Source organism: Bacillota bacterium, from assembly GCA_023511455.1.
Taxonomy (GTDB): domain Bacteria; phylum Armatimonadota; class HRBIN16; order HRBIN16; family HRBIN16; genus HRBIN16.
Genome location: JAIMBJ010000052.1, coordinates 1 through 17779, shown reverse-complemented (window position 1 = coordinate 17779; position 17779 = coordinate 1). Strand labels below are relative to the sequence as shown.

The following is a 17779-nucleotide window of genomic DNA, read 5'->3' as shown; positions in this document are numbered from 1 at the left end:
CCGAGCTGCGCGAGATGACGCAGAAAAACACCGAGGCGATTGCCGAGTTGCGTCAGACAGTGGCGGAACTGGTGCAGATGACAAGGCAGAACACCGAGGCCATCGCTGAACTGCGGCAGACAACGCAGCAGCACTCGGAGGAGATATCTGACCTGAGGCGCACGGTGCAGGAGCTGGTCGAAGTGCAGAAGCAAACTCAGGAAGACATCCGCCGACTGACGTGGGGACTGGACGACCTGCGCAAGCAGGTGGGCGGTCTTTCCATGACCATCGGCTACACACTGGAAAACGCTGCCTACAAGGCGTTGCCCCATCTCCTCAATCGCGATTACGGTTTGCAGATTGAGGGCGATCTGACGCGGCGTTTTGTAGAAGATAATCAGGGTGAGCACATCGAGGTCAACATCTTCGGGCAGGCGAGGCGCAACGGGGAGACCCTCACCATTGTGGGCGAAAGCAAAGCGCAGCTCTCCAAAAACGACGTGGACAGCTTCCTGCGCCGCAAGATACAACGTTTGCAAGGGCGTTATCCCAACCTGTTCCCGGTGCTGGTGGTGCACATGACCTCGGAGTGGGATGTGGAAGCCTACGCACGCGAATTGGGTGTAGCGGTCTACTTCTCGTACCAGTTTTAGGGAGACAAGGCGGCGCGGCAAGCCGCGCCGCCTGCGGCTATGCCTGGAACATGTCCGGCGTAAAAGTAATCTTCCTGCCTTCCTCAATTGCTTTGTTCGCCATTAGCACGGCTACCGCCGCCTTGAAACCCACCTCGGCGTCACAGAGCGGTTTTTGTCCATTGCGCACCACATCGTGGACGAAGCTTTCCAGCTCCAGCGTGTAGGCGTCTTTGAGCTCGTATCCCGCCGCCATCTTTTGCCCACCGATAACCGCGCCGGTGCCTTTTTTCTTGGTGGCAGTCACGTCGAGAACCACCCCCGTGGTTCCTCCCTTGCCAGCAGCTTTCTTAGCATGTTCTTCCCAGCCCAGTTCTTCGGCAGTGGGTTCCTTGAACAGGAAGCCGTCTTTTTCGTTGGTCAGCAACAGGGTGCCTTTATCACCCATAAACTGCTCGGCGTAGCCGTCGTACTGGTTGGACAGGATAGAGGTGTACACGACCTTCACGCCGTTGGGATACTCGTAGATGACCTCCACGTTATCCCACACGTCACGCCCGTCCTGCCAGTAATCGATACCGCCCATACCCATCACCGAAATGGGTGTCGCGTCGGTGAACCAGTTGATAACATCTATCTGGTGGCTGGCGAGCTCTGCCATCAGCCCCTGCGAGTACCTGCTGTACAGTCGCCAGTTCAGCAGCTCCTCATACTTTTTGTCGGGTACGGGGCGTCGCCACGAGTTGTTGCGGTGCCACCAGGCGCGTACGTGCACCAGTTTGCCGATGACCTCCTGTTCGGTCATCATCTCGCGCGCATGGGCGTAGATGGGGCTGTAGTGACGCTGATGCCCGATTTGCAGATGCTTGCCCGTCTCGCGCGAGACCTGCACCATGCGTCGGGCTTCCTCAACGGAATATGCCATCGTCTTCTCGCAGAAGACGTGTTTGCCTGCCTGCAGGGCATCGATGGTCATCGGAGCGTGCAGGTGCAGCGGCGTAGCGATGATGACGGCATCGATATCCTTACGTTCCAGAAGTTTCCGATAGTCCCTGTAGGTCATGGCTTGCGGACCCGCCATGCGCAGTCCACGCGAAAGATGGGGCGGGTAGACATCACAGACTGCGACCACACGCACACCCGGGATGCGGACCAGTCGCTGCAGCAGGGTTTGTCCCTGCGTGCCGGTGCCGATGAAGCCGATGTTCACCGGATCAGGGTTCCGGTTGGAGCCCGAAGCACTCGCGTCCTGATGGAGTGCTACCTGCTGTGCCGACCGGGGCGACTTCTGTTGCGCTTCCACCCTCTCCTGAAAAGCCGCCACAAAAGCGGCAGCGGCAGCAGCCCAGGCTGAATCGCGCAGGAATTCGCGCCGGGATACCAGAATATGTTTGTCCTTAAACATGAAGCGTCAACCTCCTTAAGCCACTTCGGAGCCAGAACCGTTAGTGTTAGCGAATATCCTCGCTGTATGTATTATACTTCATGAACTGAGTGGTTTTCTCCTGCGGAAAGCCGGTCAACCTACCCATTCCGGTTGCTGTGCCCCCTGCCGCAGGATAACTGCCTGCACCCCCGGATGGGCAGAAATGTATTCGCGGATACCGTTCTCACCCAGCACGAAAAAGGCTGTAGAAAGGGCGTCGGTTACCGTTGCCTCATCTGCCAGCACACTCACACACAGCAGGTCGTTTTCCACAGGCAAGCCCGTGCGCGGGTCCAGGATGTGCCCATACCGGCGTCCACCACGCTCGAAGTACTGCTCGGTTGCCGATGATGTGGATATCGCCCGGTTGCGCAACAACAGGTGCGCCTGGCTACGCTCAGGGTACAGAGGGTGGGGCAGGTTTATCTGCCACCCTCCTGCGTCGGCAGGTGCTCCGTACGCCCGTACGCTGCTGTGCCCGCCGTGCACCATCGCCGCCGGCACACCTGCTTCCTTCAGCACTTCAATCGCGCGGTCTACCCCATAGCCTTTACCGATAGCGCCCAGATGAATACCGACGCCATCCTGCAGGAAAGATACCGTTAGCTGCTGGGGGTCCAGTCGTATCTGCGACGCCCCGACCCGTTGCAATGCCTCAGCGATTGTCTGGGCGTCCGGCACCTGACCGATGCCGGTGAAAAAACCCCAGCAGCGCAGCAACGGCATGACGGTCACGTCGAAAGCTCCCCGCGTCTCTTTCGAGAGGTGTAGCGCTCGCTCCAGCAAATCAAAGACTTCGGGATGCACCCTGACCGCCTCGCGAGCGGCGTGTGCGTTGAGGTAGCTGACCTCGCTGTCGGGGAGGTAGTGGCTGAGGAGCTGCTCGACTCGTTCGACCTCCGCGACAGCGGCTTCCGCTGCCACGCGGAGAGACAGCCCCTCTTCTCCAAAGGCATACACTTCGAAGTCACAGCCCATGGCGTATGTGCTCAGGCGAATGAACATCACACTTCACTCCGGTTTGGCACGCCGCTGCGTGGTGGAGCACAACCACAATAGAACAGTGCCCCGCTACCCACCACGGTAGCGGGGCGAACCGCACCGGTATCGGCTTACTTCGCGCTTGATTCCTTAACCTGTGTAAGCGATATCTTGGCGGTCATGTTCATCTGCATGTTCTGAGGCATCTGCGGATTGCCGCCTCCCTGTATCTGCATGCTCATGACCATATCGCCATCCACCTTCAGCACGTTGCCGGTGGCGAGGTCGAAGTAGGTGTAAGACACCACCTTCATCGTGCCCGTCATCGGAGGCATGCCCGCAGGCGACTGTCCAGCCATCGATGCCATCAGCTTCTCAAACGGCATTTCGAACTCGGTCTTAATACGGGCAGCTTCCACACCTCCGACCTTCTCCACGCTCACAAAGGTTTGCTTCGCGGTCAGCTTGAGGTCGCCCGCGTTGGGAATTGGTACCTCGGTTTCCCACGAGTCGCCTACCTTAATCTCTCCTTCGGGGAACATGGCAGGCGAATTGAAACCCGCGCCAATATTCAGGTTGCCCATACCGGGCGCACCCATAGCTACCTTTTCCAGTCCCTTGACTTCGTACACCTTGTTGCGGTCATCGATCACCGTGGTGATGACCGTGTTGCTCATGTCTGGAGCCATCGGCGAGGCGAACTCCTGACCGTTCATGTACATCTTCATACTCTCAAAGGTGGTGTGAACGGTCGCTTTGCCGTCCTTGATACCTGCCACCTTCTCACGGAAGGTCATCACCATCTGCATGTTCAGCGGCATGGAGTTTTCGCCCATGAGCATCTCGCCGTTCATGTCCATCACCATCTTGTAACGGCGGATGTCGTTGACCTTGAAAACACGGCGCAGTTTGTAGCCCTCCTGCGCCAGCGATGGCAGTACTGTCACTGTGAGTAATGTGGCAACCGCCATCGCCATCAAGAATCGTGTCATGAACTTCATCTTTCGTACCCCTTTCTATTTTCCGGTTTGTTCGTTTTGTAGCTCGCGAGGAAGCAGTTCCTCGCGGACGATTTGCATTCTTGCGGTTAACCGCGCGGGAGCCAGCTGAGAGGCGGATTCGCCCGGGTTCAGCAAGCGGACACGCTGCTCATACTGAGCGTCCATGACCGCTTTAATCAGCCTGCCGTCGTTGCGACCGAACCATATCTGGGCATCACCGTTGACGGTCTGCTCGATATGTTTTACCATCAGGCTCTCGTCGGTGGTGGGCAGGTCAAAAATGTCCGCCTTGAACGAACGGCTCCAGCGCATCTTCTGCTGGAACAGTGAAGCGGTCAGGTTGTTGACCGCCTCTTCTTTGAGCCATCGCGCTGTAAACTGTGCGGGCGTGTCGCCGGCAACGGTGGTCATCGCACGCGAATAGCTCCATTCCTGCCCGGCGGAGAGTGGTTCCTGCGGAAACACCAGCTGCAGTACCATTAACGGCAATTGGCTCGCCTCGATACCCGGAATGGGTATATTGAAGGGTATGGCACTTGCCCCTTTCCGCTCCACCACCTCGCCCTGCGGGGTAACCACAAACACAAGACTGCGCACGCTGGCACGCAGACGGTCTGCTGGCAAAGGCAACGCCTGCCCGTCCATCTCTGCTTTGAACGTTTCCACGTCAATGCCCAGTTCCGCATTGCCGTCGGGACGCACTTTCTGCACCTTCAGCACCAGCGTCATGTCGAGCACTACCTTTTCCACCGGTAATCCGCCAAACAGCGGCAGCGTACCCGACATCTGCGCATTGACTCGATACTTCACGACTACGCCCTGCTCGAAGCGGTAGCGGAACACCTGCGCCGATGGTTCTGTCGGAGCCTGCTGAGCCACCGACGCCAAACATGCGCCGAGCACCGCCAGCAGGGTCAGCACAAATCGGTTCTTCATCGCAAACGCGCATCTCCCCTTCTTATCATGGCAGGATTGTTTCCTTCCTGTAGCGAAATCTCCCACCGTCCGTCCATCATACAGACTGCAGTTACCAGCAAAATGTTACGCCGGCGAAGCGGCGCAAACCTGATGCAAGAGGTGTATGACCTTGTGCGGCAGATTCCTGCTGGCAGGGTGATGTCGTACGGGCAGGTGGGCGACTGGATGGTACCACCCCTCTCCGCCCGCATCGTGGGGAGAGTGATGTATCATGCTCCAGACAGCGTTCCCTGGTGGCGCGTGGTGGGAAAAGAAGGCGATCTGCGAATTGCCCGGCGTGACCCGCGCATGGCGGCTCTGCAACGTCACCTGCTTCAGCAGGAAGGCGTGCGGTTCCATGAGGACGGACGGGTAGACATGGTAGCCTGTCGCTGGCAACCGTTTGAGGAGGAAGCATGAGCAGAAGCATAAGGCTATGGCTGGGCATCAATGGCGCATTTATCACGCGCCGCTGGGAAGAGCCTGAGAACTGGATGCGCCTGACCCGCGAATGCGGTTACCGGGTGCATTCGTTTTGTGCGGATGTGTTAGACCCCTTCTTCTCTGGAGACAAGGAGTATCAAATAGAGACCGCCCGCGCCGCGCGCGAGGCGGCAGAAAAATACGGCGTGTTCATTAACGACATCTACACTGGTGTTGCCACGCACCGATTTCACGGGCTGAGCCACTCCGACCCGCGCGTGCGCCAGCGCATGAAAGAGTGGATTATTGAGTGCGCGGATATCGCCAACGCCATGGGGGTAGATGCCATCGGGGGGCACTGGGATGCCTTCTCGGTGGAGGTGCTTTCCGACCCCGCACGCCACGAGGAGGCACTGCGCCGCCAGTATTCTATCTTCCGCGACCTGTCCGAATCGCTGGCAAGGAAGGGCATCCGTGCGCTCTATCAGGAGCAGATGTACATCCCCAGCGAGTCTCCGTGGACGCTGGCGGAGGCGGAGCGGTTTCTGGTAGAGGTGAACCGCGAGCGCAAGGGCATCCCTGTTTACCTGACACTGGATGTGGGGCACTGCGCGGGAATGCATTACGGCTTGAGCGGCGCCGATTTAGACTATACCGAATGGCTGCGGCGTTTCGGCACGGCAGCGGAGGTCATTCACCTGCAGCAGACCACACCTGATGCCAGCGCGCACTGGCCGTTCACTCCCGAATACAACGCGAAAGGGCATATCGAGATACCGAAGGTGCTGGACGCCATTGTTGAGAGCCTGCGCACACGCGACGAACAGCCGTGGGCGCAGTGGCTGCCCTTGCCCGAGAACATCTATCTCATCTGCGAGATTATCCCTGGCTCCACGAGGCGCGAGGATGTGATACTGGACGAACTGAAGCGCAACGCCGAATACCTGCGACAGTGGATACCCGAAGAGGGGCTGGAAATCCGCGCTTAGCGGAGGGAACATAAGAAGTACAGGCGAGGGACTGCTTCACCACGCCTGCGTGGACTTTAAGCGGGTGGTCGGCGTCGGTGCCAGTCGGTCTCCTGCTGGAATATCTGTGCGAGGGCAATGATTTTCGCCTCTTCGTAAGGCGCACCGATTATCTCCAGCCCCAGCGGCAATCCACTGGCGGTGAACCCCATCGGCACGGAGATAGAGGGCAAGCCCGTCAGGTTAGCGAAACCGCCGTTGCCCCCCATGTTCACCCACGTTTCGTTGAGACTGCGGTCTACCGGCGGCGCACCCTGCAAGAGCGTCGGCGCCATGAGCGCATCCACCGTTTCGAATACCTTTGCCATTGCCTTCATCGCTTCGGCACGTATCCGCATCGCCCGCAGGTAGTCTACCGCCGAAAGGGCAAGCCCGGATAGTAACCCCACCACCTGTGAGCGGTCCGCCAGTTCGTTCACTTTGCCACTGCGGATGAGGTTCTCAAATGCGGAGGAGCCTTCCGCCACGATGATGGTTTCTGCCGCCTCGTTGTAAGGCAGGTCAGGCAGTTTCACCTCGGCAAGGTTCGCCTTACGCTTCCTGAATATCTCCAGCACTGCCTCAAAGCACCTTTGGGCGTCAGGCGCGCTGTTTTTCGCAAAGTCTATTGGCAATAAGCCGATACGGAAGCGGTGGTTCCGCCATGTGGAGAAGCGGTAGCGGAACGGCATGTCCGCGCTCGACGGATCGCGCGGGTCGTGTCCGGCAATCGCCTGCAGGATATGGGCGCAATCTTCCGCGCTGCGAGCCATTGGCCCTATCTTGTCCATTGTCCAGGACAGCGCCATCGCCCCGTAGCGGCTCACTCGTCCATAGGTAGAGCGCAGTCCGGTGACTCCACAGAAGGCGGCAGGTACCGTAATGGAGCCCCACGTCTCCGTACCCAGTGCGAACGCGACTGCCCCCACTGCCACTGCCGCACCGGAGCCACTGGAGGAGCCTCCTGCCCAGCGGGTTCTATCCCAGGGGTTCAGACAGGCTCCGGTTACGGAGGCGTGCGCGAACTCGTAACCGCCCGCTCCCGCCAGCTCGATCATCGCCAGTTTGGCAGCCAGCACCGCGCCCGCCCGCTGCAGCCGCTCGATGACCGTAGCGTCGTAGCCGAAAACCTGGTCGCGGTGAGCGGGCGACCCCCAGCGGGTGGGGATGCCCTTCGTGGCGAACAGGTCCTTCGCACCGTAGGGAATACCGTGCAAGACACCCCGGTACTTTCCAGAGGCCATCTCTCTGTCCGCCTGCTGTGCCTGTTGCAGAGCGACCTCTTCGGTGACCTCCGCGACCGCACGCAAAGCTGCACCCTGCGTGCGTAAAGCCTGCAGATACGCCTGCGTGAGCTCTACCGAAGAGACTTTGCGCGACTTGAGCAGTTTCGCCTGCTCCGTGACGGTCAGAAACAGTACCTCATCCTCCATGCGTTATCCTCGCTTCGGGGGGAGTGGCTGGAAGGTAAACGCCGGTTCGGAGCCTTCTGGCAGCGGACAGGCACGCAGCGCCTGTAGCGTTTTTTGCAGCGCATTGACCGCCTCGGCGACCTGCTGCGCCTGTTCCGGAGGCATCGGAGCAGGTAGCCAGGCGTTGATGGATGCGTGGGTCATATCCTCCGCTTTCTGTTCCGCCTCCTGCCCCGCGCCCGGGACGCTCAACGCCGCTGCCGCGGCAAACAATGCAAAATGGAATTCACGACGGGTCATGGTGGTATTCAGACTCATTGATTAATTGGTATGGTGATTCTGCTCTCACTTCGAGATACCGCTGAAAATGGACTGTGTTTAGAGTCAGGATACCCTCAACACCATGCGCTAACATCAAAGCGATGAGGCGAGCGTCATGTGCTTGCTTACCAGTTATTCCATACTTCACCACAGTTTGCTCCCATGCGTTAATAATATCCGGAGGTTCTGGCAGCCACAAGAACAACCTGCGAAAATCACGCACATCCTGAATAGCCTGCTCACAGCTTAACCCTATACCATTGACCTCCACAGGACGAGTGGCTACGACAAAATACTCGATAGCTACTTGTGTACATACACACAGAACATCGCCATGCGCACGTACCTTCGCGATCGCCTGCACGCAAGCGGAAAAGTGCGCACTCTGCTGGTCGCGCAGGCGAACCAAAACGTTCGTATCAATGAGCCAGCGCATCCCGTCTACCTATCGTCGTTATACAGGTGCTCTCGCTCCAACGCCTCATCCGGGATGTGCAGCCCTGAACGAGCACGCGCCAGAAACTGCTTCCAAAGGGCATCCCAGCTGTCGCCCGTCAAAGGCTCATTGGGCATTCGAATCTCGATTTCCACCACCTCCCCCTCTGGCAGAGGAACGGGTTGCACAGGCACGAGCGTCCCTCTATCGACCCGAGCGCGCAGTACGAGATTCATGCTTTTTACCCCCTCGGTTCTACCTACTCATCCCCAATGGCGCCGAAGTTGCGCACCAGAATCCCAAAGTCGAACAGCGTGACCTCCCCGTCGCCGTCCAGGTCAGCGTTCGGATTCCAGTTCGCATCGCCCGGAATACTACCAAACGCCGCCACCAGCTGCCCGAAATCGAACAGCGTCACTTCATTATCCCCGTCGATGTCGCCGTTTGTCAAGATGAAGTCTACGCGGGCATCTTTTTCCAGCGAAACGCCCGTCACCGTTTGCCTCAGCCAGTGTGAACCCTTTGCGGAGAGGTCAAAGCTGCCCCACAGTGCCGTCTGGAACTGGTATTGGCCCGCATCGTTGAGCGCAACGACATGCGTTTCCACAGGCGTCACCTCGCCGTGGGCGCGTGCCTCGACAGGGATGTTCATCCCCCCTGTCGGCGCGGCGTAATCGCCCAGCGTGATGACCCCACTCACTGTGCGGTAGCTCGCCACACCGCTGGCGGCGATGGTATACGTGCCGCTCACGCGCGTGCGCACCTCGTTCAGCGTGAGGTCAAACAGCAGATGCGCGACATCGCCCGGCGGAAACACGGTCGGTAAATCCATCGCGAACTGCGGGATAGGCTGATTCGGAGTGTCCACATCCGACCAGTCGATGGTGTTCACCGAGAGGATCGTCGCGGTATCACCGTCGATTTGCACCTCTCCCACAAGGGGCAGCGGGTTGGGGTTGGACGTGGTCTCCAGCACGGAACCTTGCAGGTCAGCGCGGATGAACAGCACCACCATCGGCCCGACGGCGAAGGCGTAACGATTGCCCCCCAGCGGCGTCAGCACACCTGCAACAGGTTCGCCCGTTTGCGTGACAGTCAGCGCGGAGACCAGCACGTCACCCAGCGGCACCGTGAACCGCCCGGCGGGGTAGGTGGAGGTGGGGTTGCGGGTGCGAAAGCCGTCAGTGGCGAACTCCGCGCTGGCGGGCAGGCTGACTGCGCCGGAATGAAGCAGGTCGGAGAAGAGGTCCATCAGCACCACCGTGCCCGCTTCGGGGTTCAACACCATGCTGAAGGAGCCTGCCGGTTTCGATGCCACGTTCCCCTCCACAAATGGGTTGACTTCCACCGGCACGGGCACGTTCTCCGTGGGCCCAAAACTGCTGAAGATGCCGGGCTTGGTGCGCGTGCCGGTGGGGTTCGTGTTGGGGTCGTAGTTACCCACCAGCGTACCGGAGGTAAACGCCTGCACCGATACGCGGACGTTGAGGTCGGAATCGGCAGGAGACATGAGAAAGTCGTACTTGCGCTGTGCCGATACGCAGGCACCTGCGACCAGCAGCGTAACCACCAGAAGTGCCTTCCATGCACGCATGGCAATCGCTCCTTTCTTCGCTGGAATCAGGACAAACGGTGAACGCTCCACCGCGAAAAAACTGCGGGCAACTGTTACTTGCACCTTGCGTTGACAGGGAAAGATTAGCACGTTTATCGATTTTCGTCAAGGGGGGGTGATGTGCGCGGTCTCTGGGCAAAAACCGGCCCGTGGTGGGGTCAAGGTAGCGATGCATATCATATCGTTGTCATGCCTCCATCCGTTTCTTGGTTGTGTATATATGATGTATTCGCCACAACACGTATAACTTGCACCACGCTGCGACACTATGCTCTCATCCTTAACATCGTTTTATTGCGCACCTATTTCCCTCTCTCGCAAGGCGGTTTCGACTAACTTCGTCACTGTCGGACTAGAGGCGAGGGCATCTAATACCGTGATTCGGGGAACAATATACGCTCCCGAAACCCCTTTAACCTGCCCCTGCCATCTCCCCTCGTAATCATAGGCATTCATCATTCCCGTAGGTGTTATGAGGAAAGCATTCCCCGTTACTAGCACCAATCTATGCTTCTCACATACATTGATGTGATAGGGACTAAACAGTGCCGTCAGTCTAAACGTACGCTGTGTCGTTGGACTACAGCGAACTACCGCGTTGTAGGGGTGTCTTATTAGTAGGAAACATTCATTGCGCGCAAAGTCCACATCCCAATCAATAATCCGTTCTACGATATCCCCTATCATTATCTTAGCATGAATCTCCCCAGATGCGTCGTGTATGGCGATAAAACCCCTTCGGTCGAGAGTTGCGAAATGGCTTTCTCCAGGATGAGCGCGCACGGATAACACATTCTGCCCCATCCGTTCCCAACTATCTGGTGCAGACAGAGGCGATGCAAAAATCAAGGGCCGTAACCGCCCCGCTGTATCGTAAACATTACCTGTAAGAAACACCGTTTGGGTAGAACTCTGGAGCAATAACAACTTACCCTGAAGAGGCTCGGGGATAGATATCCACCGCACCGCTGTCATGAAATGATTGTGCTTTCGCTCCAACAACAGAGACAATCGGCTCATCTGCTCAGACGGTAACATCCCCATCTGTTTGTCCGCGCTATAATAAAACAGCAACTCACGGGGCGTGATGCAAAAGGATACACCACGATATGTTGTGCGTTGCTGTGTGTAAAGCGGCAGTTCGAACCTCTGCCCATCAAATATCAGGTAGAGAGAGCTATAATCATTATATGCCAAAAGACACGGTAGCGTGACCTTCGGGGTAAATATGCCCATCTGCCAGCAGGTAAGTAATACGACCAATACCACGAAGGTCAAGCAAATGAACACAATTTTTCCCAGGCACGAAAAGCGATGCACTTCGGTTTCCCTATCCGCAAATTATTCGTCCATTCGGCAGTCGTATACACTGACCAGGTAATATCTCATTAGGAGGAAAGACGGGACTGGGTTTAGGAGGCACAGGGAACACTCGTGCTTTCGCGCAGTTCCACATGTCTTTCACCCATGTGCCACAAGCGTAACACGGGAATTGATATGCGCGCCCTCTCCTTTTGCTTTCTTTGATACAGTCACATAAAGCCTTCTCAAAGCGTATATCGGGTATCTGCTTCACTGGCTTACAATCTCGCTCACGAGGATCAGGGTATTCCCAACGCCCGGGCGCGGGAAACAGTGGGCAGGATTTACCTTCACCTGGCCAGAATCCCCAGCTAGCAGCGCCATCACACTGGATCAGGTCAAACCGGATGAACGCGTGATCATAGACGATACCGAGACGTGGCTTGACCTCACACCACGTGGCAAAGCCCAGTGGATCCGCTTTCATCACCACCCCGTTCCCCACATACGCATACAAGTTGACCCCACCCTCCAACCCAATCGGGTCTCGGGTCAAGAACCTGCCCGTCGCAGGGTCTAAGTAACGATGCGTCAGTAACAGTATACCCGTTTCCACGTCGGTGTAGTAGCCTTCTGTGTTGCAGCTGTGGTCTTACTCCTCACGCTCCCCGTTGTTGCTATCACTATTGAGGCTCATCAGTATCTTTGCTCCCCGGTACCAACCCCACAACAGAGCTACGCCCGCACCTATGAACCACAGCTTTAGTACAACACTCAAAGCCTCACGCATATAACCGGTCACGTAGGCTCCTACCAGTGGTACACACAGGCAAGCGAGAACCAGACCAAAGCAGCCGCCGAGCAGCCAACGCAAGCTGTAGCCAATTTGAAAGTTGAGGTTCACAACCGGTCCTCCCAAACGCTCTTCCCCGGTTCATTGACAACAATACCGTACAACATCCTGCAGAACACCGCCGAGCGCAAAGCCAAGGACAACCCCGATAAAACCGCCTGCTGCTACATTCTCTCGCCCCCGCCGTAGAGCAAGAAGGCTACAGAGCTCCCCCACCGCTCCTACACATACGGAAGTGAGTGGAAAACCACTATCTCCCCATGACCCCAAGCAGCACAATGAATCCGCGAAGGGGGCATCGCGAATGCAGAGGTCTACTCGCATTGCCAACCGAAGACACAGAACCATTACCGATATGATATAGAGAGGGATACCTACCTTCCACACAATCCTTGCCATGTCTGATACCTCCCTGCGTCTATGCTTATTTTGCGGGGTAGCAGTGGTAAGCCGACCCCCAGCAACCTCCTTGTCCTCCCCCACCCACAGATCCAGCAGGAGGAGGATTGAACACGCCTTTGCATGCCCATCCGACGATATCCAGTGCCAACTCATAGCAGGCACCACCAACCGCTCCACAGATAAAGCCCACTCCCGGTATAGAAAAGTTGCAGGCAACCTGCAGGATACATCCAGCACACGCTCCTCCTACAAACCCTGGCAGACGTTCGAGCTCCCTGTGGACGCAGCATATAAAGGAATCTCCCTGACCTTCGGAGAGACAAGTATGAATAGCATTGCCGACAGCTACCGCATACACAACACAATCTACTACGCAGAATAGTTTCACCAGCTTGGAAATCTTAGCCCAAAATGGATCCCTAGGCGTGGGTACAGGTCGCCATGTAGGGGGTCTTGGCTTTCCTTTGGGCAGTAATCCCCACGGGTCTGTATCCACCACAACACGGTTATTGACGTATGCGTAAAGGTTTGCACCTGCCCTTGGACCTATCGGGTCTCTGGTCAAGAACCTGCCCGTCGCAGGGTCAAAGTAACGGTGCGTGAGCAACATTATTCCGGTCTCCCCGTCGGTATGGTAGCCCCACTGCCCTTTGTAGCCGTAGGGGGTGGGGTTGGAACCAGAAGTGTCTCAATACACATCATCATGAGACCCCAGCGTCAACAACAATATCTCCTCTTATACGCCCGGACGAAGGTGTTTGTCCAAACCAGCCTTCTCATTCATCCAGCTCGCGCAACAGGTCGTCCACACTCCCTCGACGCACCTCCCCTCTGCGGTAAGCAGAGCGTGCCTCCTCCACCTCTTCTACCAGTTGCTGCCGGCGCAGACGGCGTAGACGGTTGGCAATAATTTCCACCACCATCCACTGCTCCTCCTCTGGAAGCGCTTCAACCGCTTCCAGAACCTGTTGCACCCCTTGCGGGAGATGAGTCTCCATAGCCATCGCGCGGGTTCCTCCTTTCTGTAGGCAAGTTTCACGGAACACGGCGGTTGCTACAGTATGATGATACTTCCAATCACACAGCTACTGCAAGAGAAAGCATTATCCTCAGCATACGTGATCATCCGCCCCGAAGTAGTCCTCAACGGCGTTCCAGCACGCTTGGCAAACCGCTACGCTCTGACACCGCTGCGTCACCTCTCGCAGCATGTGCTTGGCAGCCTCTCCGCGAATATGAAACCCTATCGTTTCGCAGATTTTCCACAGAGCCATATCGTCTACGTCTTGGGTCGAGCACAACCGGTCCACATACAGCAGCACCCTTTTTAAAGCGTCCAAGAGTTCTCGTTTTTGCACCTCATCCATGCGGTCAATCACCCAGTTGTCCAGAACGAATAGCACGTTCCATGCTGTGCCGTGACGCCACGGTGTTTCCTGAAGGAGCAGCGAAATCAAGTCATGCCAGGCAACATACTCCGCCCAGTCCACAATGGTCAGCCAGATATCCTCTTGCGGGTGCAGGATGTTTTGCAGAAACAGGCGTCGCTTGTCGGCTGCGGTGTAGCAGTAGGCATTCTCTGCTGCTTTGAACCCAGCCTCGCGCACCTTGATATGATAATGACATAGGCGGCGGCGAACGAAACGTCTTAGCGTATACCACACCTGCCGATGGATCCGGTTAGGTGCTTTCTTGTGCCAACCGTACACTTCCCAAATGAGCAGAGGTGTGATAAAGGTCACATCTGGGTCGTAATCGCTACGCACGCACTCCAGCACACGAGCACAAGCCTCGGCAGGGGACAACGATCCCAGTCGCTCTCTAAGACGCCTGAGGCTTTGGTCCCTACTGCCGCGTGCCCAACGCTTGAGCCAGTATCGCATGTAACAACAGTCGTGTCGTGCCGTCATATAGGTACGAGGACGGGCGGTCTTATTGGAACAGGAGTGGGTATGCGAGGCGGCCAGGGATAGGGCAGAGGAACGCATGGATAAAGACCTCCAGGCCATTCGGGAATGGGGGCGTTGAGAACCCCTTCGAAATACTTAATTTCATTATGAAAGTAGTTTTTCCAATGATTGTTGCAGTTATTGTCGATTTGGTTCAGCACCTCCTCCAGCCTCCGTTTCAACCCTTCTACATCTTTAACGTGCCCCCGATAATTTTCCCACTTCTCCAACAATGTGTGGTCTGGCCTTCGGGGAGCAGCAGCACACGGTTCGCTGGGGATGCATAAACTAGCCACAGGAGAGAGGTTATCTCGTATCTTTTGTAGATGTTCCTCGATCTTTCTTGCCAACTCACGTGCTTTAGCAACGGCCTCAAAACACTTCTCTTTATTATGTAGCCCCTGTGGGTCGGCTGTAGTCACCACCCCATTCCCTACATACGCATACAAGTTGACCCCACCCTCCAACCCAATCGGGTCTCTGGTCAAAAACCTGCCCGTCGCAGGGTCTAAGTAGCGATGCATATCATATCGTTGTCATGCCTCCATCCGTTTCTTGATTGTGTATATCTGATGTGTTCGCCACAACGCGTATAACTTGCACCAGCGCAATCAGCATGAGGAGAGCACTTGCGACCAAAAGCCATAACGCGGAGGTGATTGAGTAAGCGAGCGGTATAAGGTCTGGGAGCATGAACACTGTGTCCAATATCAGCATCGCTGCCACCGCTGAGGACTGTGGGAGAACATACCTCCGATCATTCCTTGCCAGCAACATTGCACCCAACCAGCCCAGCATGAATACACTATTTACCATCAAGACCCAACTGAAGAGAGACGTTCGGGGTTCATGCCGACCCAAGCGAACCCCTGTTACTCGTTCATCCGCATCCAGATATATTGTGATAGGTATATCGCTGCATACTTCATAATACAGGCGGGAAGTATAGCGGATGCCAAAGCCAAGCGATGTCACCAGCTTGTCTCGGGGCTCGCCTAAATCTTGAATAACGGCATCTACCGAGGTACTGTGGCGATATTTGTTTAGTTCTGATATACGAGACCTGCAGGGTAGTTGTAATAGAACTTCGATGAACAGTAGTCCCCAGATACTTCCCCACGCTCCGATCTGGAGTATGCCCACCACAACTCCCAAAATTGTCATTGACCCACTTATCCTCATAGTACGGACCTAGTGATCTTAGAAATACAGCAAGCAATGCACGATTTCTTGCTGTTTGCACAATTGATTCCGTGCGCATTCGCAAAGATATCGTGCGGATCTATACGTGAGCCAAAATACCCAAACGAGGCGCGATATAGTGTATCTTGCAATACCTCCCTGCAGACTCCGCTCAGGTGTGCGCACGTCTCGCTGCCGCTGCAGCGAGTTATCTCACAAGTTGCCACACAATGTGCCAACTTATCATTGGCAGTATGCTCCAAAACCTCATAACCCTTCTGAAGTCCCCTTAGAGCACATGCTATGCAACGTGTCACATCAAATAAACCGGGAGGCAAGACAGGTCCTATTCTTGGTGGGAAATACCATAGCCCACTCGGATCCACCTCGTTTACCGCGTTGTTCCCCACGTAAGCGTACACATTCACACTTGCCTCACATCCCGCCGGGTCTCTGGTCAAGAACCTGCCCGTCGCAGGGTCTAAGTAGCGATGCGTCAGTAACAGTATACCCGTTTCCACGTCAGTATAGTAGCCCCATTGGGCTTTGTAACCGTAGGGCAAATGGGATAATGTATCAAAATCTGCTTTCGCCTATCGCAGCTCTATCGATGCAATGAGTTTGCGTAAGCATTGTTTATGCTCTTCATCCCGACATCCATCCGCCAAAAACTGTAGCAACTTGGTTCCATTATCCCACACAACGAACAAATACAAGATGCCCGGTGCGGAGAGCTTAAGTGCAGGGTGACCGCAAACCTTGGTACTCTCCTTTAGCAACACCCTATCCTTCATCAGTTCTGAAATCCACCTCTCCATCGCCCGCCTGGCATCTCCACGCCGCTCGTAAGTGAGCGAACGTATGACCACTGTGCACCCCTCGCCTCGCAACCACACCTCCTGTACCGCTGCCCATGATGGAGAAGCAATATACTTCGGCACAGGGGTGGGACACTGCGGGGGCGACACAATACTGAAGTTGGGCAGCTGGACGCGCAGTCCCCCTACAGAAGTCTCCTCAATAGGAACTTCAATCCGCCGGTAATCTATAGGGCGAGTCACATAAATACCCAGCCAGTACACTAGGACCGCTGCTCCCAGAACAATGCCCCAGAACATAAACCTTCGTCGGAAGTACTGCACTATACTCATCTTTCCATCCCGTGATACTGCTGCCAACAGCGACGTAGCATGGAGTCCCGAATACGGTCAGCTAGCTGCCTGCTTGGTTCCTCAAACCAAGCACAAACTCGTTTCACACACTCTACACAACAGAAATTACCGCCGCCGCGATCCGAACCCCCTTCGCGCCAACAGGGATGCTCTTTGGGCACCGGAGGCAATCGATTATTGGTCTCAAAACAGTCGATTACACTATCGCATAGCCTTTTCACCAGGTCGTCAATCTCGTTATATTGTCTCGCCCACCACTGGCAAACCGCCTGAGCACACCTATAAGCAGGGTCAGTTTTAGGTAGTCCTATCACACCTCCAAGGGTACTACAGCTGATGTTGGGCATCTTTCTGGAACAAGGGGCTTTAGGCAATATCTGCAAACCTCTGCTGTCACTCAGCACCACCACCCCATTGCCCACATACGCATACAAATTGACCCCACCCTCCAACCCAATCGGGTCTCTGGTCAAGAACCTGATCGCAGGCACCAGAGGCTCGCGTATCCAACAGGTTCTGGCATTCCCTATCCCGCCAGCTGCCGAAGCACTGCCTCATCTTGCTGCATCACCAACTCCGCTATCGCTACCTGCGTGGTCAGTTGGGGGTCTTCGGGCAGCAGATCCAGCCCATACGGCGTCTCTATTAGCAGAATCCGCTGTCCCTCCACCAGCCCAAGGCGATGCATTACCTCGTCGGGTAGCCCTACCTCCGCGTGCCCGGTTA

General features: G+C 56.2%; 19 protein-coding genes and 1 pseudogene. 3 read left to right on the top strand and 17 right to left on the bottom strand.

Annotated elements, in window-relative coordinates; all coding sequences use genetic code 11:
• A partial coding sequence (locus K6U75_16455) for a hypothetical protein (protein MCL6476624.1) occupies nucleotides 1-635 on the top strand: 635 nt, incomplete at its 5' end.
• A gap of 37 nt (nucleotides 636-672) precedes the next feature.
• Here the strand turns inward: K6U75_16455 and K6U75_16450 are convergent.
• From K6U75_16450 to K6U75_16435, 4 genes are all read right to left on the bottom strand, one after another.
• Nucleotides 673-2019 carry a Gfo/Idh/MocA family oxidoreductase gene (locus tag K6U75_16450; GenBank protein ID MCL6476623.1) on the bottom strand — a complete coding sequence of 449 codons (1347 nt, stop codon included), beginning with the start codon at nucleotides 2017-2019 and terminating at the stop codon, nucleotides 673-675.
• Nucleotides 2020-2133: 114 nt separating this feature from the next.
• The gene (locus tag K6U75_16445; protein MCL6476622.1) at nucleotides 2134-3045 is read right to left on the bottom strand and encodes an FAD:protein FMN transferase; all 912 of its coding nucleotides are present in this window, start codon (nucleotides 3043-3045) and stop codon (nucleotides 2134-2136) included.
• Nucleotides 3046-3152: 107 nt separating this feature from the next.
• The gene (locus tag K6U75_16440; GenBank protein ID MCL6476621.1) at nucleotides 3153-4022 is read right to left on the bottom strand and encodes a hypothetical protein; all 870 of its coding nucleotides are present in this window, start codon (nucleotides 4020-4022) and stop codon (nucleotides 3153-3155) included.
• A 15-nt stretch (nucleotides 4023-4037) separates the two neighbouring features.
• A complete protein-coding gene (locus K6U75_16435) occupies nucleotides 4038-4958 on the bottom strand; it encodes a hypothetical protein (protein MCL6476620.1) in 921 nt (306 codons plus the stop codon).
• Nucleotides 4959-5090: 132 nt separating this feature from the next.
• Between K6U75_16435 and K6U75_16430 the strand changes: the two genes are divergently transcribed.
• Nucleotides 5091-5399, top strand: a complete 309-nt coding sequence (locus tag K6U75_16430; protein ID MCL6476619.1) for an MGMT family protein — start codon at nucleotides 5091-5093, stop codon at nucleotides 5397-5399.
• Nucleotides 5396-6391 carry a sugar phosphate isomerase/epimerase gene (locus tag K6U75_16425; GenBank protein ID MCL6476618.1) on the top strand — a complete coding sequence of 332 codons (996 nt, stop codon included), beginning with the start codon at nucleotides 5396-5398 and terminating at the stop codon, nucleotides 6389-6391. Before K6U75_16430 ends, K6U75_16425 begins: the two co-directional genes overlap by 4 nt.
• A 56-nt stretch (nucleotides 6392-6447) precedes the next feature.
• On the opposite strand, the gene K6U75_16420 is transcribed toward K6U75_16425, so the two are convergent.
• The 13 genes and pseudogenes from K6U75_16420 to K6U75_16360 form a co-directional block, all read right to left on the bottom strand.
• Nucleotides 6448-7842, bottom strand: a complete 1395-nt coding sequence (locus K6U75_16420; GenBank protein MCL6476617.1) for an amidase — start codon at nucleotides 7840-7842, stop codon at nucleotides 6448-6450.
• 3 nt (nucleotides 7843-7845) lie between these two features.
• On the bottom strand, nucleotides 7846-8121 hold the full coding sequence (locus K6U75_16415; GenBank protein MCL6476616.1) for a hypothetical protein: 276 nt from the start codon (nucleotides 8119-8121) through the stop codon (nucleotides 7846-7848).
• A complete protein-coding gene (locus K6U75_16410; protein ID MCL6476615.1) occupies nucleotides 8108-8578 on the bottom strand; it encodes a PIN domain-containing protein in 471 nt (156 codons plus the stop codon). Before K6U75_16410 ends, K6U75_16415 begins: the two co-directional genes overlap by 14 nt.
• 5 nt (nucleotides 8579-8583) lie before the next feature.
• A complete protein-coding gene (locus K6U75_16405; protein MCL6476614.1) occupies nucleotides 8584-8814 on the bottom strand; it encodes an antitoxin family protein in 231 nt (76 codons plus the stop codon).
• A 23-nt stretch (nucleotides 8815-8837) separates the two neighbouring features.
• Entirely contained in the window at nucleotides 8838-10172 is a 1335-nt protein-coding gene (locus tag K6U75_16400) for a dockerin type I repeat-containing protein (GenBank protein MCL6476613.1), read from the bottom strand.
• Nucleotides 10173-11523: 1351 nt separating this feature from the next.
• Nucleotides 11524-12111 (bottom strand): RHS repeat-associated core domain-containing protein, encoded by a 588-nt coding sequence (locus tag K6U75_16395; protein ID MCL6476612.1) that lies wholly within the window; start codon nucleotides 12109-12111, stop codon nucleotides 11524-11526.
• 661 nt (nucleotides 12112-12772) lie between these two features.
• Nucleotides 12773-13423, bottom strand: a pseudogene (locus K6U75_16390) (RHS repeat-associated core domain-containing protein).
• A 103-nt stretch (nucleotides 13424-13526) separates the two neighbouring features.
• Nucleotides 13527-13748 (bottom strand): hypothetical protein, encoded by a 222-nt coding sequence (locus K6U75_16385; GenBank protein MCL6476611.1) that lies wholly within the window; start codon nucleotides 13746-13748, stop codon nucleotides 13527-13529.
• A 111-nt stretch (nucleotides 13749-13859) separates the two neighbouring features.
• Complete coding sequence (locus K6U75_16380) at nucleotides 13860-14528, bottom strand: hypothetical protein (GenBank protein MCL6476610.1); 669 nt, start codon at nucleotides 14526-14528, stop codon at nucleotides 13860-13862.
• Nucleotides 14529-14656: 128 nt separating this feature from the next.
• Nucleotides 14657-15223, bottom strand: a complete 567-nt coding sequence (locus K6U75_16375; GenBank protein MCL6476609.1) for an RHS repeat-associated core domain-containing protein — start codon at nucleotides 15221-15223, stop codon at nucleotides 14657-14659.
• 654 nt (nucleotides 15224-15877) lie between these two features.
• Nucleotides 15878-16402, bottom strand: a complete 525-nt coding sequence (locus tag K6U75_16370; GenBank protein MCL6476608.1) for an RHS repeat-associated core domain-containing protein — start codon at nucleotides 16400-16402, stop codon at nucleotides 15878-15880.
• 72 nt (nucleotides 16403-16474) lie between these two features.
• The gene (locus K6U75_16365) at nucleotides 16475-17032 is read right to left on the bottom strand and encodes a hypothetical protein (protein ID MCL6476607.1); all 558 of its coding nucleotides are present in this window, start codon (nucleotides 17030-17032) and stop codon (nucleotides 16475-16477) included.
• Between the two features lie 547 nt (nucleotides 17033-17579).
• A partial coding sequence (locus tag K6U75_16360) for an AbrB/MazE/SpoVT family DNA-binding domain-containing protein (GenBank protein ID MCL6476606.1) occupies nucleotides 17580-17779 on the bottom strand: 200 nt, incomplete at its 5' end.

Coding starts and splice junctions, on each gene's coding strand:
- K6U75_16410 (MCL6476615.1), bottom strand. CDS start 8,578: ATGCGCTGGCTCATTGATACGAACGTTTTGGTTCGCCTGCGCGACCAG.
- K6U75_16450 (MCL6476623.1), bottom strand. CDS start 2,019: ATGTTTAAGGACAAACATATTCTGGTATCCCGGCGCGAATTCCTGCGC.
- K6U75_16415 (MCL6476616.1), bottom strand. CDS start 8,121: ATGACCCGTCGTGAATTCCATTTTGCATTGTTTGCCGCGGCAGCGGCG.
- K6U75_16420 (MCL6476617.1), bottom strand. CDS start 7,842: ATGGAGGATGAGGTACTGTTTCTGACCGTCACGGAGCAGGCGAAACTG.
- K6U75_16425 (MCL6476618.1), top strand. CDS start 5,396: ATGAGCAGAAGCATAAGGCTATGGCTGGGCATCAATGGCGCATTTATC.
- K6U75_16385 (MCL6476611.1), bottom strand. CDS start 13,748: ATGGAGACTCATCTCCCGCAAGGGGTGCAACAGGTTCTGGAAGCGGTT.
- K6U75_16405 (MCL6476614.1), bottom strand. CDS start 8,814: ATGAATCTCGTACTGCGCGCTCGGGTCGATAGAGGGACGCTCGTGCCT.
- K6U75_16430 (MCL6476619.1), top strand. CDS start 5,091: ATGCAAGAGGTGTATGACCTTGTGCGGCAGATTCCTGCTGGCAGGGTG.
- K6U75_16400 (MCL6476613.1), bottom strand. CDS start 10,172: ATGCGTGCATGGAAGGCACTTCTGGTGGTTACGCTGCTGGTCGCAGGT.
- K6U75_16440 (MCL6476621.1), bottom strand. CDS start 4,022: ATGAAGTTCATGACACGATTCTTGATGGCGATGGCGGTTGCCACATTA.
- K6U75_16375 (MCL6476609.1), bottom strand. CDS start 15,223: ATGCATCGCTACTTAGACCCTGCGACGGGCAGGTTTTTGACCAGAGAC.
- K6U75_16435 (MCL6476620.1), bottom strand. CDS start 4,958: ATGAAGAACCGATTTGTGCTGACCCTGCTGGCGGTGCTCGGCGCATGT.
- K6U75_16445 (MCL6476622.1), bottom strand. CDS start 3,045: ATGTTCATTCGCCTGAGCACATACGCCATGGGCTGTGACTTCGAAGTG.
- K6U75_16365 (MCL6476607.1), bottom strand. CDS start 17,032: ATGAGTATAGTGCAGTACTTCCGACGAAGGTTTATGTTCTGGGGCATT.